Source organism: Arthrobacter sp. Ha26 (assembly GCF_059091705.1).
The window spans coordinates 623188-643167 of the sequence record NZ_JBNHGX010000001.1 but is presented as its reverse complement, the minus strand read 5'-3'; the positions used below and the strand labels follow the sequence as shown (position 1 = coordinate 643167).

Annotated in this window: 21 protein-coding genes; 13 read left to right on the top strand and 8 right to left on the bottom strand. The window is 65.4% G+C overall.

Annotation, left to right across the window (positions count from 1 at the left end):
- Window positions 1-42: 42 nt before the first annotated feature.
- Together AC5RVY_RS03075 and AC5RVY_RS03070 are read left to right on the top strand one after the other, a co-directional pair.
- Window positions 43-1983 carry a dynamin family protein gene (locus AC5RVY_RS03075; protein ID WP_493953223.1) on the top strand — a complete coding sequence of 647 codons (1941 nt, stop codon included), beginning with the start codon at window positions 43-45 and terminating at the stop codon, window positions 1981-1983.
- Window positions 1983-3470 carry a dynamin family protein gene (locus tag AC5RVY_RS03070; protein ID WP_493953222.1) on the top strand — a complete coding sequence of 496 codons (1488 nt, stop codon included), beginning with the start codon at window positions 1983-1985 and terminating at the stop codon, window positions 3468-3470. Before AC5RVY_RS03075 ends, AC5RVY_RS03070 begins: the two co-directional genes overlap by 1 nt.
- Here the strand turns inward: AC5RVY_RS03070 and AC5RVY_RS03065 are convergent.
- Window positions 3467-3877 (bottom strand): hypothetical protein, encoded by a 411-nt coding sequence (locus AC5RVY_RS03065; protein ID WP_493953221.1) that lies wholly within the window; start codon window positions 3875-3877, stop codon window positions 3467-3469. The genes AC5RVY_RS03070 and AC5RVY_RS03065 overlap by 4 nt on opposite strands.
- A 201-nt stretch (window positions 3878-4078) precedes the next feature.
- Complete coding sequence (locus AC5RVY_RS03060; protein WP_493953220.1) at window positions 4079-4480, bottom strand: PLD nuclease N-terminal domain-containing protein; 402 nt, start codon at window positions 4478-4480, stop codon at window positions 4079-4081.
- A gap of 62 nt (window positions 4481-4542) precedes the next feature.
- Here AC5RVY_RS03060 and AC5RVY_RS03055 point away from each other — a divergent pair, with 62 nt between their 5' ends.
- Window positions 4543-4854: a DUF4229 domain-containing protein gene (locus AC5RVY_RS03055; protein ID WP_493953219.1), complete on the top strand. Its 312-nt coding sequence runs from the start codon at window positions 4543-4545 to the stop codon at window positions 4852-4854.
- On the opposite strand, the gene AC5RVY_RS03050 is transcribed toward AC5RVY_RS03055, so the two are convergent.
- From AC5RVY_RS03050 to AC5RVY_RS03030, 5 genes are all read right to left on the bottom strand, one after another.
- Window positions 4851-5732: a 1,4-dihydroxy-2-naphthoate polyprenyltransferase gene (locus tag AC5RVY_RS03050; RefSeq protein ID WP_493953218.1), complete on the bottom strand. Its 882-nt coding sequence runs from the start codon at window positions 5730-5732 to the stop codon at window positions 4851-4853. The genes AC5RVY_RS03055 and AC5RVY_RS03050 overlap by 4 nt on opposite strands.
- 68 nt (window positions 5733-5800) lie before the next feature.
- Window positions 5801-7024 carry an AMP-binding protein gene (locus tag AC5RVY_RS03045; RefSeq protein WP_493953217.1) on the bottom strand — a complete coding sequence of 408 codons (1224 nt, stop codon included), beginning with the start codon at window positions 7022-7024 and terminating at the stop codon, window positions 5801-5803.
- A gap of 13 nt (window positions 7025-7037) precedes the next feature.
- Entirely contained in the window at window positions 7038-7991 is a 954-nt protein-coding gene (locus AC5RVY_RS03040) for a 1,4-dihydroxy-2-naphthoyl-CoA synthase (RefSeq protein ID WP_493953216.1), read from the bottom strand.
- Window positions 7992-8013: 22 nt separating this feature from the next.
- Entirely contained in the window at window positions 8014-8454 is a 441-nt protein-coding gene (locus tag AC5RVY_RS03035; RefSeq protein WP_493953215.1) for a VOC family protein, read from the bottom strand.
- Between the two features lie 65 nt (window positions 8455-8519).
- Complete coding sequence (locus tag AC5RVY_RS03030) at window positions 8520-9281, bottom strand: CPBP family intramembrane glutamic endopeptidase (protein ID WP_493953214.1); 762 nt, start codon at window positions 9279-9281, stop codon at window positions 8520-8522.
- Between the two features lie 84 nt (window positions 9282-9365).
- Here AC5RVY_RS03030 and AC5RVY_RS03025 point away from each other — a divergent pair, with 84 nt between their 5' ends.
- The 8 genes from AC5RVY_RS03025 (at window position 9366) to AC5RVY_RS02990 (ending at window position 18350) form a co-directional block, all read left to right on the top strand.
- Window positions 9366-10352 (top strand): metal ABC transporter substrate-binding protein, encoded by a 987-nt coding sequence (locus tag AC5RVY_RS03025; protein ID WP_493953213.1) that lies wholly within the window; start codon window positions 9366-9368, stop codon window positions 10350-10352.
- On the top strand, window positions 10349-11125 hold the full coding sequence (locus AC5RVY_RS03020; protein WP_493953212.1) for a metal ABC transporter ATP-binding protein: 777 nt from the start codon (window positions 10349-10351) through the stop codon (window positions 11123-11125). Before AC5RVY_RS03025 ends, AC5RVY_RS03020 begins: the two co-directional genes overlap by 4 nt.
- A complete protein-coding gene (locus AC5RVY_RS03015; protein ID WP_493953211.1) occupies window positions 11125-11994 on the top strand; it encodes a metal ABC transporter permease in 870 nt (289 codons plus the stop codon). Before AC5RVY_RS03020 ends, AC5RVY_RS03015 begins: the two co-directional genes overlap by 1 nt.
- 227 nt (window positions 11995-12221) lie before the next feature.
- Entirely contained in the window at window positions 12222-12569 is a 348-nt protein-coding gene (locus AC5RVY_RS03010) for a molybdopterin oxidoreductase (protein ID WP_493953210.1), read from the top strand.
- Entirely contained in the window at window positions 12569-15082 is a 2514-nt protein-coding gene (gene nirB / locus AC5RVY_RS03005) for a nitrite reductase large subunit NirB (protein ID WP_493953209.1), read from the top strand. The genes AC5RVY_RS03010 and nirB overlap by 1 nt, the downstream gene beginning before the upstream one ends.
- Complete coding sequence (locus tag AC5RVY_RS03000) at window positions 15079-15417, top strand: Rieske (2Fe-2S) protein (RefSeq protein WP_493953208.1); 339 nt, start codon at window positions 15079-15081, stop codon at window positions 15415-15417. Before nirB ends, AC5RVY_RS03000 begins: the two co-directional genes overlap by 4 nt.
- Window positions 15418-15590: 173 nt before the next feature.
- Window positions 15591-17051, top strand: coding sequence for an amino acid permease (locus tag AC5RVY_RS02995; RefSeq protein WP_493953207.1), 1461 nt, complete (start codon window positions 15591-15593; stop codon window positions 17049-17051).
- Between the two features lie 228 nt (window positions 17052-17279).
- Window positions 17280-18350 carry a DNA polymerase IV gene (locus AC5RVY_RS02990; protein ID WP_493953206.1) on the top strand — a complete coding sequence of 357 codons (1071 nt, stop codon included), beginning with the start codon at window positions 17280-17282 and terminating at the stop codon, window positions 18348-18350.
- Between the two features lie 110 nt (window positions 18351-18460).
- Here the strand turns inward: AC5RVY_RS02990 and AC5RVY_RS02985 are convergent, their stop codons facing one another.
- Window positions 18461-18637, bottom strand: coding sequence for a CsbD family protein (locus AC5RVY_RS02985; RefSeq protein ID WP_493953205.1), 177 nt, complete (start codon window positions 18635-18637; stop codon window positions 18461-18463).
- A gap of 140 nt (window positions 18638-18777) precedes the next feature.
- Between AC5RVY_RS02985 and AC5RVY_RS02980 the strand changes: the two genes are divergently transcribed.
- Window positions 18778-19239, top strand: coding sequence for an SRPBCC family protein (locus AC5RVY_RS02980; RefSeq protein ID WP_493953204.1), 462 nt, complete (start codon window positions 18778-18780; stop codon window positions 19237-19239).
- On the top strand, window positions 19239-19931 hold the full coding sequence (locus tag AC5RVY_RS02975) for a pentapeptide repeat-containing protein (RefSeq protein WP_493953203.1): 693 nt from the start codon (window positions 19239-19241) through the stop codon (window positions 19929-19931). Before AC5RVY_RS02980 ends, AC5RVY_RS02975 begins: the two co-directional genes overlap by 1 nt.
- Window positions 19932-19980: the final 49 nt, after the last annotated feature.

Below are 19980 nucleotides of genomic sequence, written 5' to 3'. Positions count from 1 at the left end.
CCCCAGTCATGTTTTTTACGGATGCGAGGCGAAGGACACGCTGTGGCAGAAGCAGGGCAGGCAAAACCGGCAACGCCGGCGCAACTTGAACGGCTGGTGGAGCATGGCCTTGAACTGGTGGGTACCGGAGACCGTCTGGACCTGCGAAAGCGCCTCGACCAGACCTTGAGGAGGTTGCAGGACCCCAGCATCCGCGTCATCGTGGTGGGCGAATTCAAGCAAGGCAAAAGCAAACTGATCAACGCATTGGTGAATGCGCCGGCATGCCCTGTTGATGACGACATTGCCACGTCTGTCCCCACTGTGGTGCGTTACGGCGACACCGCTTCTGCTGCCATCCTGGTCCCCAAGCCAGACTCCGATCCCGGCGATGATGCCAATATTGAACGCCGCCCCGTCCCCATCTCTGACCTGCCGTCCTATGTCTCCGAGCGGGGGAACCCCGGCAACACCAAAAAACTCGTGGCGGGCGAAGTGTGCCTGCCTCGAAAACTGCTCATGGGCGGGCTGACGGTCATTGACTCCCCGGGTGTGGGCGGACTGAACTCCTCGCACACCCTGACCACCCTCACCGCCCTTCCTACCGCCGACGCCATGCTGCTGGTCTCCGACGCCTCCCAGGAGTACACCGAACCCGAACTGCGGTTCCTGCGGCAGGCCATGCGGATCACGCCCAGCGTGGTGGGGATCCTCTCGAAGACCGACCTCTACCCGGAGTGGCGGCGCGTGGAGGAGATCGACAGGGGCCATCTTGCCCAGGTGGCCCCGGACATTCCGCTGTTCAGTGTCTCCGCGGATCTTCGCCTGGAAGCCTCACGCCTGCAGGATGCCGAACTCAACGCGGAGTCGGGCTTCCCCGCCCTCATCACGCACATCCGTAACGAGATCGTGGGCAAGGCACAGCGGATCCAGCGGCGTTCGGTTAGCCAGGACCTGTTGTCCGTTGCCGAGAACCTCCGGCTGTCCCTGCAGTCCGAGTTGGAAGCCTTTGAAAACCCGGAAAAGACACCCCGCATGATCGCCGGCCTGGAAGAGGCTAAGGCGGAGGCCGACGAACTGCGCAAACGGTCCGCGCGCTGGCAGATCACCCTGAACGATGGAATCAGCGATCTCATCGCGGATATGGAGTATGACCTCCGGGACCGGCTGCGGCGGATCCAGCGCGAAGCCGAGACGGCCATCGACCTCGGTGATCCCGGACCTGCCTGGACCGAATTCACCCAATGGCTCGAGGAGTGCACCGCCGCCGCCATCTCGGACACGTTCGTCTGGACCAGCGAGCGGGCACAGTGGCTGGCCGCGCAGGTTGCAGAGCATTTCGCCGCGGACGAGGTAACCCTTCCGGTCCTGCACGTCTCGGACACCGGAGACGCCCTGGACCCTGTGGATGACATGCCAACGCTGGACAGCGGCCGGGTCAACCCCGTGCAGAAAGTGCTGATCGGCATGCGGGGGTCCTACGGGGGCGTGCTGATGTTCGGCTTGTTGACCGGGATTTTCGGCATGGCGCTCATCAACCCCCTTTCCGTGGGTGCCGGGTTGCTCCTGGGACGCAAGGCATACCGGGAGGACAAGGAAGCCCGGTTGAAGCGGCGCCAGGCCGAGGCGAAAGCGCTGGTGCGCCGCCAACTCGACGACGTGACGTTCCAGGTGGGCAAACAGCTGAAAGACCGGTTGCGGCTGGTCCAGCGTTCCACCCGGGACCACTTCACGGAGGTCGCAGACGAGCACCATCGGTCCCTGGCGGATTCAGTGGCTGCAGCCCAAAAAGCGGCCACCACCTACGCCTTGGAGAAGGACGAGCGCATCCGGGAGATCAAGGCGGAGCTGAAAAAGGTTGATGCGCTGGCGCGTGCCGCGGAGGCGGTGGCCGCGGAAGTGGCCACCGGCACTGCCCAGCCCGGCCAGCCGGCCGTGCCTTCGAACGCGCCGGCAGGCCCGACCGGTGGTGCGGGCGTGTCACCGGCAGCGGCGGGGGTGTGATGACAGCATCAACGATCGCGGGAGCGGCGGACCTGGTCCGGGAGGCGTTGGTGGCCTACCGGGATGATCCGGCAGCTGTGTCAGCACTTCAGGGCTATGCCATGAGACTGGAAGAGCCGCTGCGGATCGCTGTCGCCGGCATGGTGAAGGCCGGCAAGTCCACGCTGCTGAACGCGATCCTCGGCGAAGAAATAGCCCCGACGGACACTGCGGAATGCACCCGCATCGTGACCTGGTACCGCTACGGCCACACGCCCCGCATCACGCTCTTCCCCGTTCAGGGTGAACCGCGCAGCCTCCCCGTCAAGCGCGTGGACGGCCGGCTCGCGTTTGTTCTGGGCGGGTTTAAAGCAGACGACGTCGACCGGCTGGACGTAGAGTGGCCGTCGCCGGGGCTGCGGGAAATGACGTTGATCGATACGCCTGGCATTGCCTCCCTGTCGACGGACGTGGCCGCACGGACCACCAGCTTCCTCACCCCGGGGGACACGCCGTCGGAGGCTGATGCCATCGTCTACCTGATGCGGCACATGCATGCCTCGGACCTGCGGTTCCTCGAATCCTTCAAGGACACGGAGACGGGCAGGTCCGGCACCGTCAATGCCCTGGCCGTGCTTTCCAGGGCAGACGAGGTGGGCGCAGGACGGATTGATTCCCTGCTGTCCGCCGCGGACATCGCCGAAAGGTACCGGCAGGACCACAACCTGCGGAAATTGGCGTTGGGGGTGGTCCCGGTGGCGGGGCTCCTGGCGCAAAGCGCCCGCACCATGCGCCAGCCCGACTTCGAGGCCCTGCAGCTCCTGGCTGGAATGGAACGGGGTGAGCGGGAAAAGCTCCTGCTGTCCGCGGACCGGTTTGTGCGGGTGGCAGGCCCGGAGGGATTGACCGCGGCGTCCCGCAGGTCCTTGCTGGAAAGGTACGGGCTGTTCGGGATCCGCCTTGCAGTGGTCCTCATCCGCAATGGGTTTGCCGAACCCACGCCGCTGGCACACGAACTGGCCCGGCGCAGCGGCCTGCACCCGCTGCTGGACCTGCTGGCAAGCCAGTTCCAGGCCCGCGCCGAGGCACTCAAGGCCAGGACAGCCCTGGTGGGGGTGGAAACCCTGCTGCGGAACTCACCCCGGGAGGGCACCGGCAAGCTGCAGGCCGCACTGGAGCGGCTCCAGGTCAACGCCCACGAGTTCCGTGAACTGAGGCTGCTGGCAACCCTGCGGACCACCGGCGTCGCGCTGCCCCCTGAGGTGGCTGCCGAAGCCGAAGGCCTCATCGGCGGCTGGGGCGCAGCCTCCCACCTGCGGCTGGGACTCCGAGCCGACGCCGGCCCGGACGAGCTGTCGGCTGCTGCCCGTCGCTGCCTGGACAGGTGGCGGGCCGTGGCGGAAAGCCCGTTGACCGACCGATCCGCCCTCGAGGTGTGCCGGGTGGTGATCCGCAGCTGCGAAGGCGTGCTGGCCGAATGCGCGCAACTGGCGGACCAACCAGCTTAGCGGCGCGATTTCAGCCAGGCGTTGGCGGCGGGCATAAAGAAGAACACCAGCCCAACAACCGCCAGCAGGAGATCAAGGCCCCAGAGCAGCACCACATAGCTGCCGGCATCGCCGTCGGGCACCAGGAAGGCTGCGGCCACGAACAGGACCACCGCATGCCCGGCCAGCAGGAGGAGCAGCGCCCAGCGGGCCCAGCCGCGGCGGCCCATCGCCACGCCCAGCATGGCGCCCTCCAGAAGGATGACCAGGAGGACTGCCCCCAGGCTTCCCCAGAAGACGACCCCGGTTGCAGTGGTGACGGCCTCGGCGTCCCGGCCGGGCGCCATCCCTTCCACTACGGTTTTCAGCCGTTGAAGATGGGAATCCCGGGTCAGGAAGGATCCGATGAGGACGGCCAGGCCAGCCACGAAACTGAACAGCCATAGGGTCCTCGCGTTTCGGACGCTGCGGGGCGGTGACGGGATGGCGGGAATGGGGGCCGGAGCGGACCAGGACAACCCCGGCCTGGGCGGAGGGGCCGCCGGGCCTGGGGATGAAGACGGGGCTGCAGGCCCATTGGATGCGGCCCGAAGCCGGTCTTCTCCCTCAGAGTCCAGAGCCATCCGCCCCTACTTCAGTCCGTCGGCATCGTGTTCGTCGGTTTCGTGTTTGTCCTTGCCGCCGGCTGTCCCTTCGCCATGGTTCTTCGTTTTGGCATCGAGATCATCCTTGAGCTTCTTCAGGCGCTCCGCTTCCGCCTGGTTGCGCCGGCGCGCCTCAAGGTTGCGGAGGAAATCCGGATCGTCGTCCGGAGCAGTGGGATGGCGCTGGCTCTGCTGGGGGGAGGTGCCGCGCGGCCGGCCGATCAGGAGCCAGAGGATGGCGCCGATGACGGGCAGGACGATCATGACCACAATCCAGGCCGGTTTGGAGATCCCCCGGGTGAGTCGCCCATCAGTGCGGATCACGTCCACGAGGCCATACACAAAGATGACGAGGACTGCCACGGCCAAAGCCACACGGAGGAGCATGCCATTAAGTCTATCGTCAGGAGGCGCAGGGGCCTTGGGCGGGAGGCGGCTAAACTTGAATAGTGGCCTTTTTGAAATATTCCCTGATCCGCCTGGCGCTCTTCGCGCCCCTGTTCGTGGTTTTTATGCTCCTCCAGCTGGGCGTACTGATGTCCGTGATCTGCGCTGCCCTGATCGCTTTCGCCGTGAGCTACCTGTTCTTCCAGAAGCAGCGGGACGCTGCGGCAGCGGCCCTCCACCACCGCTTTTCCGGTAAGGCCAAGCCGCTCCGCTCAGCAGGTGAAGTCCTGGACGCGAACGCCGAGGACGCTCTCCTGGATGCCAACCCGGACATCGCCATCAGCAACGACGCCAAGGATCCCAAGCGCTCCTAGAAGCCGTGGCTGAGGACCAGGCCCAGCGAGAACAGGAGACTGTATCCAAGGTTGATCAGCCCGGTCTGCTTCAGCACCGGGATGAGGCTCTTGCGCTTGCGGCCGTTGATCATCAGCCACGCAGGCATCAGGCAAGCCGGGATCAGCAGCAGGACAATCAGCATCCACGGCCGTCCCGGGGCCAGGATCACCACCAGCATGATGGCGACGGCAAGCATCAGCACGTAGCTTTCGCGGGCATGCTTATCACCCAGCCGCACGGCCAGGGTTTTCTTGCCGGCCTGCATGTCGGTGGGGATGTCCCGGACGTTGTTGGCCATGAGCAGCGCCGTGGCAATCAGCCCGGTTCCGATCGCGCCGATGATGGCCGGCAGGTTGATCTGCCCCGCCTGGGTATAGGTAGTGCCCAGGGTGGCCACCAACCCGAAGAACACAAACACGAACACGTCGCCCAGGCCCATGTAGCCGTAGGGATTTTTGCCGCCGGTGTATCCCCAGGCCGCCATCACGCAGCCCAGGCCCACCAGGATCAGCCACCAGCTCTGCGTCATGACCACCAGGACCAGGCCGAAGAGCATGGCGGCGCCAAACGTACCGAAAGCGGCATACTTGACGTGCTCGGGCTTGGCGGCGCCTGAGCCGACCAGGCGGAGCGGGCCCACCCGGTCATCGTCCGTGCCGCGGATCCCGTCCGAGTAGTCGTTGGCGAAGTTCACGCCCACCTGCAGCAGGAGTGCCACAAGCGCCGCGAGGATGGCGTTGAACAGGAGGAACGAATCCATCTCATAGGCGGCGGCGGAACCGATCAGCACCGGCGCAATCGCAGCGGGCAGCGTCCGGAGTCGGGCGCCTTGGATCCATTGTGCGGCTGTGGCCACGGTCAGTACCTCGCGTTGGTTTGGGGAAGGCGGCAGGATGGGGTCCTGCCAGGTGGTGCAGGTCTACTTTACTTTCCCTGGTGCAGGGCGTTGAGTTCGGCGGTCATGGCCAGCCGGTCCGGCTTTCCGTTCGGCAGCATCAGCAGCGCGGGGGCGGCGAGCACGGTTTTGGGCGCCAGGATGCCCAGCGTCCGGTGCCATTCCTGTTCAAGGACGACGGCGTGGTCCCGGCTGCGTGAGGGCCCGCCGCTTTCGGAGGCGGTCCCGGTACCCGCCGCGGAGCCTTCTGCGGCCAGTGCCACGTAAGCGGCCACGGCCTGGCCCCATTCCGCGGACGGGACGCCCGCCACAAAAGCGGCGATGACGGCGTCGGACTTTTCCAGCTCTTCCTGCACAAGCGCGGCAGACACTTTGATGCCGCCGGTGATGATCACGTCGTCGACGCGGCCCAGGACGGTGAGGCGGCCGTCCTCGTCGATGGTGCCGAGGTCGCTGGTTCGGTACCAGCGCACGCCGTCCTCTTCGAAGAAGGTGCCGGACTCCTGGTCCGGGGCTTCCAGGTAGCCGGCGGCGATAGTGTCGCCGCCCAGCAGGATCCGGCCGTCCCCGTCCACCCGGACCGAGACACCTTCCAGCGGATAGCCGTTGTAGATGCAGCCGCCGGAGGACTCGGCGGAACCGTACGTGGTGACCACGCGGACGCCTGCATCCCTGGCAGCGGCCAGCAGCGAAGCGGAGGCAGGGGCCCCACCCAGCAGGACCGCATTGAAGCGGCGGAGCACAGCCAGCGTTTCCGGCGACGGATCCTCGAGCAGCCGCTGCAGCTGGGTGGGGACGAGCGAGGTAAACCGGATCTTATCGGTCAACTCCAGGGCTGCCGCAGTGAAGGCTTCGGGGGTAAACCCGCCGGACAAGTCCATCACCCACGGGCGGGTGCCGGCGAAGAGGGAACGGACCAGGACCTGGATGCCCGCGACGAACTGCACGGGCAGCGCCAGCAGCCACTGGCCCTCGCCCTTGAGCGCCAGTGCCGTCGCCATGGAGGACGCGGCCAGGGATTCAACGGTGAGGACGGTGGCCTTCGGGGTCCCCGTGGAACCGGAGGTGCGGACCACGGCGACGGCGTCGTCGCAGCCGGGGGTTTCCACGTGGCCCACCACCAGGTGGCCTTGGTCGTCGACGGAAAGTTCCACCGCAGGGCCTTCACCGTGAAGGGCTGCAGCCAAGGCCTTCAGCGCGGGATCGATGTTGAGGGCTCCGTTGACGCGGGCGCCGGTAGGTTCGGTGCTCATGGCCGGTCCTGCCTTAGAAGTAGTGCGGGAAGCCGGACCAGTCCGGGTCCCGTTTTTGCAGGAACGCCTCCTTGCCCTCCACCGCCTCGTCCGTCATGTAGGCCAGGCGCGTGGCCTCGCCGGCGAACACCTGCTGGCCGGCCAGGCCGTCGTCGGCAAGGTTGAAGGCGAACTTCAGCATCCGGATGGCCTGCGGCGACTGGCGGGCGATATCGGCGGCGTACTCCAGTGCCACTTCCTCAAGGCGGTCGTGGTCCACCGCCTCATTGACGGCGCCCATCCGAACCATGTCCTCTGCGGAATATTCGCGGGCCAGGAAGAAGATTTCCCGGGCAGCCTTCTGGCCGATCTGGCGTGCCAGCAGCGCGGAGCCGTAGCCGGCATCGAAGCTGCCCACGGTGGCGTCAGTCTGCTTGAACTTGCCGTACTGACGGGAGGCGATGGTGAGGTCCGCGACGACGTGCAGGGAGTGGCCGCCGCCGGCCGCCCAGCCGTTGACGACGGCGATGACCACCTTGGGCATGGTCCGCATCAGCCGCTGGACTTCCAGGATGTGCAGCCTGCCGGCCCGGGCGGGGTCGATGCTCTCCTGGGTCTCGCCGTCGGCATACCGGTACCCGTCCCGGCCCCGAATCCGCTGGTCGCCGCCGGAGCAGAAGGAGTGGCCGCCGTCCTTGGGGGAGGGGCCGTTGCCGGTGAGCAGGACGGTGGCGACGTCCGGGGACATCCGGGCGTGGTCCATTGCCCGGTACAGCTCATCCACGGTCCCGGGCCGGAAAGCGTTGCGGACCTCGGGCCGGTTGAAAGCGATCCGGACCGTGGGCAGGTCACGCACCCAGCCGCCGTCGGAATCCCTTTCCACCTGCCGGTGGTAGGTCATGTCCTGGAAGTCCTCGAAGCCGGACACAACACGCCAGCGGCTGGGATCGAAGACATCGGACACCGAGGCGGGGATTTGGTTGCTCACCGTCCAAGTCTAGTAATCGGGGTCAGCTGATGCAGAACTCGTTGCCCTCAGGGTCCGCCATGGTGTGCCAGAAGTGAGGTCCTTCATTGGCCGTCCACAGGAATGTTGCGCCGCGGGCCTCGAGTTCCCGGCGCGCCTCGTCCTTGTCCCGGCCTGCCAGGTTTAAGTCCCAATGCACCCGGTTCTTGACTGTCTTTTCCTCCGGCGCCGTCTGGAACAGGAGGCGCCGGGCGGGCGCCTTGGATTCCAGTTCCTCGGGCGGGCGGATGGCGCACGCATCCCGCCACACCAGTGCCCCGTTGTGGATGGTTGTCTGGTCCTCGGTCGCGAAGCCCTGCTCGATCATGGACCGGATGAAGCGCTCATCCTGGGGTTCCACCGCCCAGGCGAGGGATTCAGCCCACCATTCTGCAAGGTGGTGCGGATCGCGGCAGTCGATGACGATCTGGATATTCAGTCCCATGGCACCAAGCTACGTGGGCCGGGGCCATTGCGACAGCGCTAAGCATGCCGCTTGAGCGGCCTCTCTTAGGTTTGGACCTGCTGGAGCTGTTCGTAGACCTCGGGCGGGATGGCGTAGATAAAAACCACTGCCAGCAGGTTCTTGGCGGCGTGGACAAAGTAGGAGAACATCAGGTTCCTGCCGGTCCACACATACACAAACACCAGCGTTGCGCCCATGGCCAGGTACGGCAGCAGGACCGTGAGGGTCAGTGCTTCCTGGCCCACGATGTGAAGGGCTGCGAACAGGAACACGGACAGGATGCAGCACACCCAGATGTTGATCCGCCGGCTCAGCTTGCCGATCAGCAGGTGGCGGAAAATATATTCCTCCACAAACGGGCCCACCACCACCAGCAGCGGGACCATCAGCCAGGCCGGGACCTGCTGCATCAGCGCCTGCAGGCCCGCTTGGTTCTCTGACGTCGCCACACTGCCGCTGGCCGCCACGGCGATGGCCGAGAGGATCATCATCGCGATCACGGCTGCGGGCACCATCAGCAGGGTGAACCACGGCCTGGTTGCGAGGACCCGCAGGTCCCGGGCTATCACGCGCCGGGCTGCAAGCACCGCAAGAATTCCCACCGAGGCATAGAAGAGCAGGTTGGTGGCATAGGAGGCGGCTGCGGGGGTAGGGGCAATCTGGCGCAGGAACGGTTCCACCAGTTGCCCGGCCACCGCGAAGAACCCGGCGATCGCCACGTACAGGCCCGCGGTGGTGAAGTCCCATGCCGTAAACCGGTAGAGCTGTGGCTGCGGAGCGGGTGGTCGGCGGTGTGCGATGGCCATGGTTTCAGCCTATCCCCCCACATCCCACTGCATTTGCCGTAACAGCGTTGTCCCGTGATTCGTGCGTCCCTTAGAATATTCGGTATGCCTAAACTTTCGTTTCGGTGCGCCAAAGTAGCCGCCCGGACCCGCTCCCTCCGCAAGGAGCGCTTGCGCCTGGCTGCGGCAGCCGCCGTCGTGCTTTCCCTCCTGCTGACAGCCTGCGGAGGAGGCGCCTCCGGAAACGGCGACGGCAACAAGAAGGTGGTCCTCACAACCTTTACCGTGCTGGCCGACGTCGCGAAGAACGTTGCGGGGGACAAGCTCACCGTGGAGTCGATCACCAAAGCCGGCGCCGAGATCCACGGTTACGAACCCACTCCCGGCGACATCCGGAAAGCCTCGAAGGCGGACCTCATCCTGGACAACGGGTTGAACCTGGAGGCCTGGTTCGCGCAATTCGTGGAGGGCCTGGACGTGCCGCATGCGGTGGTGAGTGACGGGGTGAAGGTGGTGTCCATCAGCGAGGACTCGTACCAGGGCAAGCCGAACCCGCACGCGTGGATGTCGCCTGTGAATGTCCAGATCTATGTAGACAACATGGTGAAGTCCTTCAGCGCTCTGGATCCTGATAATGCCGGGGTTTTCAAGGCCAACGGGGATGCCTACAAGGCTGAACTGCAGGCGGTGCAGGACCAGATGGTGTCAAGCCTGGCAGTCCTGCCGGAGAACCAGCGCGCGCTGGTCACCTGCGAAGGCGCGTTTTCCTACCTGGCCCGCGACGCCGGACTCAAAGAGGTGTACATCTGGGCCGTCAATGCCGAACAGCAGGCCACGCCACAGCAGATCACCCGCGCCATAGAATACGTCAAGGCCAATAAAGTCCCCGCGGTTTTCTGTGAATCCACCGTCTCCGATGCGCCCATGCAGCAGGTGGTGGGCGCCACCGGAGCCAAGTTCGGCGGCACCCTCTACGTGGACTCCCTCTCAGAGGCAGATGGCCCGGTGCCCACCTATCTCGACCTCATCCGGCACGACGCCGGCCTCATCACCAAGGCGCTCGCCGGAGCCAGCACAGGAGCGGCATCATGACCCCACCGGCCATCCTTGTTGAGAACGTCACCGTCCACTACGGCGAGGTGCTGGCGCTGGACTCGGCGTCCGTGACCCTCGAGCCCGCCCGGATCTGCGGCCTGGTGGGCATGAACGGCTCGGGAAAATCCACCCTGTTCAAGGTGATCATGGGAATGGTCAAGCCCGACGCCGGCACCGTCCGGATCAACGGAGCGTCGCCTTCCAAGGCGCGCAGGCAGGGCGGCATCGGCTACGTGCCGCAGAGCGAGGACGTTGACTGGCAATTTCCGTTGTCCGTCCGGGACGTGGTGATGATGGGCCGCTACGGCCACCAGGGCTTCACCCGGCGTGCCTCCAAGGCGGACCGCGCGGCCGTGGACGAAGCCCTGGACCGGGTGGAGCTGGGGGCGTATGCCGGGCGCCAGATCGGCCAGCTCTCGGGCGGGCAGAAGAAGCGAGCTTTTGTGGCCCGCGGGATCGCCCAGGGGGCCACCACTATGCTGCTCGACGAACCCTTCGCCGGCGTGGACAAACGCTCCGAGGCCACCATCACCCGGCTCCTGCGCGAACTGGCCTCAGATGGCTGCACCATCCTGGTATCCACCCACGATCTGCATGCCTTGCCGCAGCTGTGCGATGAGGCCATACTCCTGATGCACAAGGTCCTCATGCACGGGCCGCCGGATGTGGTGCTGCAACCGGAGAACCTGGCCATGGCGTTCGGCCTGGACGTGCTGGACCGGGAGCTGCCGGGCGGCAAGGGCACGGACACGAAGAAGGTGACCCGCTGATGGAGCTCCTCCTCGAACCGCTGGGTTACGACTTTATGGTCCGCGCACTGGTCACCACCGCCCTGGCTGCAGTGGTGTGCGCCGTGCTGAGCTGCTGGTTGGTACTGATCGGCTGGTCCCTGATGGGCGATGCCGTGTCCCACGCAGTGCTCCCGGGTGTTGTGCTGGCGTACATCGTCGGTGCCCCGTTTGCCTTGGGGGCACTCGTCTTCGCGCTGGTCGCCGTCACCCTGATCGGGGTGGTCCGCAACACCAGCAGGGTGAAGGAGGACGCCGCGATCGGCATTGTGTTCTCGTCGCTGTTCGCCCTGGGCCTGGTGCTGATTTCGGTCACACCCAGCCAGACGGACCTCAACCACATCATCTTCGGCAACCTCCTGGGCGTCAGCGTCCCGGACCTGATCCAGGTCCTTGTCCTCGGCGTGGTGGCTTTCGCCATCCTGATCCTCAAACGGCGCGACCTCACGCTCTACGCCTTCGATCCCACCCACGCACACGCCATTGGCCTTTCACCTAAACGCCTCGGTGCGCTGCTGCTGGGCCTGCTCGCCCTCACCTCCGTGGTGGCACTGCAGACAGTGGGTGTGGTGCTGGTGGTGGCCATGCTCATCATCCCGGGCGCCACGGCATACCTGCTGACGGACCGCTTCTCCCGCATGCTGGTCATCGCCCCGGTGGTCTCGGCCGTGTGCTCGCTGGCCGGCATCTACATCAGCTACTACCTGGACACCGCCTCCGGAGCCATGGTGGTGCTCACGCAGGGGGTGGTGTTCGCCGTTGTCTACCTGTTCAGCCCGCGGCAGGGCCTGATCGGTACCCGGCTGGCAAAGGCCCGTCGCAGGAAAGCGGCAGCACTCGCCGCCTCCTGACGTTAATGCGTCATTTTCAGCTTCCCAGTGAGCCGGTTTCCTTGGATTGCCGGGCTTCCGGTTCGACGCAGCCGGCATAAGTCACGCATTTGGGTCGGCGGTAGTACGGCCAGCCCGAAAAACCGTGAGTTTTGCGTAAAAGGATCGTTACCGGGGAACCGGCAGGCTGAAACATCGGCGTCGCAGGATGGGCTGTAACAGTTGTTGCCGGCCGAAAGGGAACGCCCATGCTGACCAAAAACCTTTTCCTGCAAGGCATCTTCCCGTTCCACGGCGCGGGCCTGGAAAAGCCGGTGCCCATCCACAGCGAGCTCTCGCACTACGTCCCGGACGGAGTGGTCAACCAGACGCTCTACTTCCGCGGCGGCAACTCAAGCCCGGAACTGATCACGGTGGTCCTGCTGCGCAACGGCGTGCCCATGCGGTACTTTCCCATCGGAGCCAAAAGCGACGTCCACGTTCCGCTGCGGGTGGTGGAGGACATCGAGGGCGGATCGGCCATCGAACTGTACCTGGCAGCGCCGGAGGGCGCCAGCGGCTCCGTGGTGATCGACCTGGGCATGGTGGAGCACTGATGACCAGCATCCTGGACAACCCGCGGACCCGGCCGTCCGGGCAGAGTCAGCGACGCCGGCTGGTGGTCATCGGCAACGGCATGGCCGGAGCCCGGGCGGTGGAGGAAATCCTGGCCCGGGGCGGCGGCGGGCAGTTCACCATCACCATGTTCGGCGACGAGCCCTATGGAAACTACAACCGGATCATGCTCAGCCACGTCCTCTCCGGCGAGGAAAGCGATGCCGACATCTTCCTCAACTCCCTGTCCTGGTACCAGGACAACGGCATCACGCTCCACGCCGGGGTGAAGGCGGAGCGGATAGACCGTTTCACCAAACACGTGTTCTCCAGCGACGGCAGGGTAACGCCCTACGACACCCTGGTCATCGCCACGGGCAGCCGCTCCCACATGCCGCCAATGGATGGGCTATACACGCCGGGCGGATCGATCAAGCAGGGCGTTTTCGGCTTCCGCACCATCGACGACACCCGCAGGATGGTGGCGTACGCCCAGCATGATCACCACCACCGCGCCGTGGTGATCGGCGGGGGACTGCTGGGGCTTGAGGCCGCCTACGGATTGCGGAGTATCGGGCTTGAGGTGGACGTGGTCCACTCCGGCGGCCACCTGATGAGCGCCCAAATGGGGCCCGACGGCGGTGCCGTGCTCCGCCGCAGCGTGGAGTCCCTGGGCATCGGGGTACTTACCGGCAGCCGCACCACCGCTGTTCAGGGAAGCGACCGGGTCACCGGAGTCAGCCTCCGCGACGGCACCGATATCGCATGCGACATGGTGGTGGTGGCGGCAGGGATCCGCCCCAACGTTGACCTCGCCGTCCTCAGTGGCCTGCCGGTGGAGCGGGCCATCGTGGTGGATGACAGGTTGCGGGTCCAGGACGAGGACGACATTTACGCCGTGGGCGAGTGCGTCCAGCACCGCGGCGAGGTGTACGGCCTGGTGGCACCGCTCTGGGAACAGGCGGTGGTGCTGGCAAACCACGTCACCGGGGCGGATACGTCAGCCCAGTACCTGGGCTCACGTACAGCCACGAAACTGAAGGTTGCCGGCGTCGAGGTGGCCTCGATGGGCCTGCACGCACCGGTGCTCGATACGGATGAACACATCGTTTTCTCCGAGCCCAGCCGCGGCGTCTTCAAATCCATCGTGGTCCGGGACAACAAAATGGTAGGAGCCACGCTCCTTGGCGACAGCCGCAAAGTGGCCTACCTGACCGAAGCATACGACCGCGGACTGCCCCTGCCCGAGGAACGGATCGGGCTGATGTTCGATATCGGGACCCCGGACGGGGACGCAGGGGTCGGCGAGCTCAGCAATGACGCGCAGGTCTGCAATTGCAACGGCGTGAGCAAAAAGACGCTCGTGGATGCGGTGCAGGGCGGTTGCACCACGGTTGCCGGAGCCATGGAGGCCACCCGTGCCGGCAAGGGGTGCGGCTCGTGCAAACTGCTGGTGCGGCAGGTGGTGGAGTGGGCTGCGGACGGAGCCGTTGAAGAGGACCCCGCGGCCAGCTACTACGTGCCGGCCATCCCCTTGGACAAGCCCGCGCTGATGGCCGAAATCCGGAAGCGCGGGCTGCGGTCGGTCTCGGCGGTGTTCCAAGCGCTGGCACCGGGCGGGGAAGACGCCAAATCCAAGATGGGGCTCGCCTCACTGCTGAAGATGATGCTGGCCGACCGCTACATCGATGAACGCGACGCCCGGTTCATCAACGACCGAGTGCACGCCAACATCCAGCGGGACGGCACCTTCTCGGTGGTGCCGCAGATGAAAGGCGGCGTGACGTCTGTCCAGCAGCTCCGCCGCATCGCCGATGTTGCCGAAAAGCACAACGTCCCGCTGATCAAGCTCACCGGTGGGCAGCGCATCGACCTCCTGGGCATCCGCAAGGAGGACCTGCCGCAGGTGTGGGCGGACTTGGATATGCCCTCGGGCTACGCCTACGGCAAGAGCTTCCGCACTGTGAAGACCTGCGTGGGCAAGGACTTCTGCCGCTACGGAACCGGGGACTCCACCAAACTGGGCATTGAAATCGAATCCCGCTTCCAGGGGATCGAAGCACCGGCCAAGCTGAAACTGGCCGTGTCTGGATGCCCCCGCAACTGCGCGGAATCGCTGGTGAAGGACGTGGGCGTGGTGGCTGTGGAAGGCGGCCGGTGGGAGATCTACGTTGGTGGTGCTGCCGGCGCCCATATCCGCAAGGGCGACCTCCTTGCCACCGTTGACGATCCTGAAGAGGTCAAGGTCCTCACCGGAAGGTTCATGCAGTACTACCGGGAGCGGGCCAACTGGCTGGAACGGACCTATTCGTTTGTCCCGCGGGTTGGCATCGAGCATTTGCGCGCGGTTATTGTGGCCGATTCGGAGGGCATCGCGGCCCAGTTGGACTCCGCGATGCAGGACTCCGTGGACAGCTACGAGGACCCCTGGGCCGAGCGCGGGGAACCAGCCACCCCCGGGCAGTTCCGCACGTCCCTGCCGCTGACCGTTCTCCCGCAGGTACCCGTCCGATGAGCGCCGATCCCAGTCCGGCAGGAGGGAAGACGTTCGTGCTGGGCCCCGTGGAGCAGATTCCGCTGGGTGAGGGCAGAGCCTTCGCGGTGGACGGTGGGGAGGTGGCCGTCTTCCGGCTCCGCGACGGCTCGCTCCGGGCGCTTCCCGCCGTCTGCCCGCACAGGGGAGGCCCGCTGGCTGACGGCACCATTGACCTCAACCTTGTGGTGTGTCCTTTGCACCAGCATGCGTTTGACCTGGCAACGGGATGTTCCACCACGGGCGCGGACGATCTCCGCACTTACCCCGTGTCCACGGACGGGCAGCACAACCTGGTCCTGCGGATGCCGGTGTAGCGCGCGTCACGTAGCACCCCTTCGCGTCTTGTAAGATAGACGAGCCGCTCGAAGCTTCGGCGCCACGAGAGATTCCGATCACATTCGGTTGCCCAACAGGCATTTCCCCGAATTTTGTGAGCCGGATCATTTGTGTCCGGATGCGGCCAACCCCCAACCCACAAGGAATCGTTGTGCCTCAAAGTACCCCCACAGATCTCCAGAACCCCACGGCCCCATCCACCGCCGTCGACCCCACCCTCAGCGCCGAGGGCTACAGCAAGACGCTGGGCCGGCGCCATGTCACCATGATCGCCATGGGCGGCGCCATCGGCGTCGGCCTGTTCATGGGAGCCGGCGGCCGCCTGGCCTCCACGGGACCGGCCCTGATTTTCTCCTACGCCATCGCCGGCGTCATCGCCTACCTGCTGATGCGCGCGCTGGGCGAACTCATCATGTACCGCCAGACCTCCGGTTCATTCGTCAGCTATGCCGGCGAGATGTTCGGCAAAAAGGGCGCCTACCTCTCCGGCTGGATGTACTTCATCAACTGGGGCATGACCGGGATCGCGGAACTGATCGCCATCGGTTTGTACTTCCAGTTCTTCTTCCCGAACGTCCCGGTGGAAGCCTCCGCCATCGCCGCCCTGCTGCTCCTGGTGGCCGTCAACCTCCTGAGCGTCAAGGCGTTCGGCGAGTTCGAATTCTGGGCCTCCTGCCTCAAGGTGGGCGCCATCCTGATCTTCCTGGCCGTGGGCACGTTCATGGTCCTCACCAACGCCCAGGTGGGCGACGGCCACGCCTCCGTAGCGAACCTGTTCGCCGCAGAAGGCGGCATGTTCCCCAAGGGCGCCCTGGTGATGGTCCTGGTCCTCAACGCCGTGATTTTCGCCTACAACGGCATCGAACTGGTGGGCATCACCGCCGGCGAGATGCAGAACCCGGAACGCGAAGTGCCCAAGGCGATCCGCGCCGTCGTGCTCCGCATTGTGGTGTTCTACGTCGGTTCCGTGACCCTGCTCGCCATGCTGCTGCCCTCGGACCAGTACGTTGCCGGGACCTCGCCGTTCGTCACCGTCTTCGGCCAGATGGGCCTGGGCTGGGTGGGTGACGTGATGAACATGATCGTTATTACCGCCGCCCTGTCCTCCTGCAACTCCGGCCTGTACTCCATCGGCCGCGTCTTCCGCACCATGGCCAACAACGGGCACGCCCCGCAGTGGCTCACCAAGATGTCCAAGCGCCACGTCCCGTACGCGGCCATCCTCGCCATCGCGGTCTTCTACCTGGTGGGCATCCTGCTCAACATCTGGCTGGGCGGCTCCTACGCGTTCGACCTGGCTCTGAACTCGGCCTCCATCGGCGTGATCTTCTGCTGGGGCTCCATCTTCGCCAGCCAGATCGCACTGCGCCACCGCAAGGGCGTCACGTCCACCCTGGCGATGCCCGGCTCGCCGTGGACCAGTTGGGCGGGCCTGGTTGGCCTGCTCGCCATCACCGTGCTCATCGGCTTCGACACGATGACCAGCAAGAGCGGCGAGGTCTTCTACCTGGGCCTCTGGACTTTGGCCACCATCCCGTTCTTCGCCCTGGTTCTGTGGCTGGGCTGGCAGAAGGTCAAAAACAACCAGCCGAAGAGCGAGCTGTACAGCTAGCTTCCAAGCGGCAACCTCCAAGCAGTACGACGACGGCGGGATCCCTGGGGGAGGGGAGTCCCGCCGTCGGCGTTTCCCGGCTTCTGTACGGAACCTGGAAGGGCCGAATCGCCGGAACAGTGCCGGGTAGTCGGAACGGTTCAGCGTCCGGGCACTGTTTCGGCGATTTCGACGACGTCCGGCGGAGACGGTGGTGCTGCGGGCACCGGCCGGGGCAGACTGGGGCTTGTGAGTGAACCGTGGGTGCTGCATGTGGACCTTGACCAGTTCATCGCGGCGGTGGAGGTGCTGCGCCGGCCTGAGCTGGCGGGCAAGCCGGTGATCGTCGGCGGCCGCGGCGATCCCACCGAACGGGCAGTGGTCTCGACGGCATCTTACGAAGCCCGGGCATACGGTGTGGGCTCGGGGATGCCGCTGCGTATCGCCGCCCGGAAGGTCCCCGATGCGGTGATCCTGCCCGTTGACCACGAGGCCTACCTCGAGGCATCCGACAACGTTATGGCGGTGCTGCGCTCACAACCCGGTGCCACGGTTCAGGTGCTCGGCTGGGATGAGGCGTTTGTTGGCGTGCAGACGGATGATCCCACGGCCTACGCCCGACAGATGCAGCAGGCCATCCTTCAGGAGACCCGGCTGCACTGCAGTGTGGGCATCGGCGACACCCTGGTGCGGGCAAAAGTGGCGACGACGTTCGGCAAGCCCGCCGGCGTCTTCCGGCTCACGGCAGCGAACTGGCTCGAGGTGATGGGGAGCCGGCCCACCATCGAGCTGTGGGGTGTGGGAACCAAGGTTTCGCGCCGCCTTGCCAAGCTCGGCATCGGGACCGTTGCCGAACTGGCCGCTTCCCCTCCCCAGGACCTGGTTCCCGAGTTCGGTCCAAAGATGGGTCCCTGGTATGCACAGCTCGGGCGGGGCGACGGAGCGCGGGTAGTCGATGACACGCCCTGGGTGGCGCGCGGGCACAGCCGGGAAACCACCTTCCAGCGCGATCTGACCGAACCCGGGCAGATTGAGGACGCTGTCAGGGACTTGGCAGCGCACGTCCTGGCGGATGTTGCGGCTGAGGGGCGGCCGGTGGTGGGACTCACCCTGAAAGTCCGCTACGCCCCGTTCATCACCAAGACGTACGCACGGAAGATCCCGGAGACATCGGCTCCTGAAGAAGTGCTCACCCGCGCCCTCGAGCTCATGGCCAAGATCGAGCCGGAGCGTCCCATCCGGCTCCTTGGCCTGCGCGCCGAAATGACCATGCCCGAGGATTCCCGGCAAGGGCATACTCCCACCCGCAGCGGATGGTGATGCTCCAGTGATTAGTTCCGGGACAAACAGAACGGCGGCGGATCCGGGGGGATCCGCCGCCGTTTCGCTCTGTCACAGCCAGCTTGGGGGGTGGCTGCCGCAGGAAGATGCTAGTCGCGCTTGAACTCGTCCTTCACGCTTTCGCCCACCTTCTTGGCGTCAGCCTTGACCTGGTCGGTCTGGCCTTCAGCCTTCAAGCGGTCATTGTTGGTGGCATTGCCGGTTGCTTCCTTGGCCTTGCCGCCCATGTCTTCTGCTGCGTTACTGATCTTGTCTCCGAGGCCCATGGTGGTGGCCTCCTTTCGTTTCCAGTGATCAAACAGTGCGGTTTCACCATAACATGAAGCTTACTTACTATCTCCGATTCCTCTGTCCCACCCAGACTGGGCGCCTGTTGATCGTCAGTGCCCGCGGCTAGGCTCGAATCATGGACCACAAAACCAGCCTCACCCAACACATCCAGGCGCCACCGGAAAGGGTCTGGTCCGTCATAACGGACATCCCGGGCTCCGCGGCCACTCTTTCCGGGGTCGATTCCGTCCAGCTCCTCACCGACGGCCCTTATGCCGAGGGAACCCGCTGGAAGGAGACCCGGAAGATGTTCGGCAGGGCTGAAACGGTGGAGATGTGGGTGGCCCAGGCTGAGCCGAACCGGAGCACCACTGTCAAGGCCCTCCAGGGTGGGGCGGACTACACCACCCGGTTCAACCTCGCCCCGCGCGACGGCGGCACGGACCTCACCCTTACGTTCGGCGCCGAGGTCCTCAAGCCCACGCCCGCCAGCAAAATCCTGATGCTGCTGTTTGGCAGGATGGGAATGGCTGCCACCCGCAAGGCCCTCACCAAGGACTTGGCGGAGATCGCGGCCAAAGCGGAATCTCAAGCGTAGTGGCAGCCTCCACCGGCCGTGGCGGCGCCCGGAAAGCGGCCGCGCCAGCAGTTACTGCCCCCAGGCTTTCGCCCGTTGTGCTGGAGGAGCTGGAGGAGGGTTCCGCGCCGGTTTTCCGGCGTGGTGAAAGGTACGACGGCGGCCGGTACAGCAGGGTGGCAGCTGACGGCCTTGAGTTGGGCGGCACGGATTTCGCCGAGTGTGAGTTTACGGGCGCCTCCTTCAACGACACCCAACTGCGCGGCGCCTCCTTCCGCGACTGCATCGTCGGGGAGCTGTATGCCCCGGTGTTTCGGGCGGCCCGGAGCACGTGGCGGGACGTTGAGCTGCGGAACCCGCGGCTGGGCTCTGCGGAACTGTATGAGAGTGGCTGGCAGTCCGTCCGCATTGACGGCGGCAAGGTGGATTTCCTGAATTTGCGGGGCGCCAAGCTCGTGGACGTCCTGATCAGTGACTGCATCATCAATGAACTGGATCTCGGTTCAGCGGCAGGTACGCGGGTGGCATTGAAGAACTGCACCATCGGTTCGCTGGACGTCAGCGGGGCGCGGCTCAAGGACTTCGACCTCCGCGGCAACAACTTCCGCAGCATCAGCGGTCTCGGCAGCCTGGCCGGTGTGGTGATCGATGAATACCAGCTGGGCCTGTTGGCGCCATTGCTCGCAGCGCACCTGGGGATGACGGTCCTCTAGGTAACAGGTATTCACCGCAGCCTCCTCCCGTGTACCATTTACAGAACGA

Coding starts and splice junctions, on each gene's coding strand:
- AC5RVY_RS03070 (WP_493953222.1), top strand. CDS start 1,983: ATGACAGCATCAACGATCGCGGGAGCGGCGGACCTGGTCCGGGAGGCG.
- AC5RVY_RS03060 (WP_493953220.1), bottom strand. CDS start 4,480: ATGCTCCTCCGTGTGGCTTTGGCCGTGGCAGTCCTCGTCATCTTTGTG.
- AC5RVY_RS03045 (WP_493953217.1), bottom strand. CDS start 7,024: ATGAGCACCGAACCTACCGGCGCCCGCGTCAACGGAGCCCTCAACATC.
- AC5RVY_RS03035 (WP_493953215.1), bottom strand. CDS start 8,454: ATGGGACTGAATATCCAGATCGTCATCGACTGCCGCGATCCGCACCAC.
- AC5RVY_RS03030 (WP_493953214.1), bottom strand. CDS start 9,281: ATGGCCATCGCACACCGCCGACCACCCGCTCCGCAGCCACAGCTCTAC.
- AC5RVY_RS03025 (WP_493953213.1), top strand. CDS start 9,366: ATGCCTAAACTTTCGTTTCGGTGCGCCAAAGTAGCCGCCCGGACCCGC.
- AC5RVY_RS03020 (WP_493953212.1), top strand. CDS start 10,349: ATGACCCCACCGGCCATCCTTGTTGAGAACGTCACCGTCCACTACGGC.
- AC5RVY_RS03015 (WP_493953211.1), top strand. CDS start 11,125: ATGGAGCTCCTCCTCGAACCGCTGGGTTACGACTTTATGGTCCGCGCA.
- AC5RVY_RS03010 (WP_493953210.1), top strand. CDS start 12,222: ATGCTGACCAAAAACCTTTTCCTGCAAGGCATCTTCCCGTTCCACGGC.
- nirB (WP_493953209.1), top strand. CDS start 12,569: ATGACCAGCATCCTGGACAACCCGCGGACCCGGCCGTCCGGGCAGAGT.
- AC5RVY_RS03000 (WP_493953208.1), top strand. CDS start 15,079: ATGAGCGCCGATCCCAGTCCGGCAGGAGGGAAGACGTTCGTGCTGGGC.
- AC5RVY_RS02985 (WP_493953205.1), bottom strand. CDS start 18,637: ATGGGCCTCGGAGACAAGATCAGTAACGCAGCAGAAGACATGGGCGGC.
- AC5RVY_RS02980 (WP_493953204.1), top strand. CDS start 18,778: ATGGACCACAAAACCAGCCTCACCCAACACATCCAGGCGCCACCGGAA.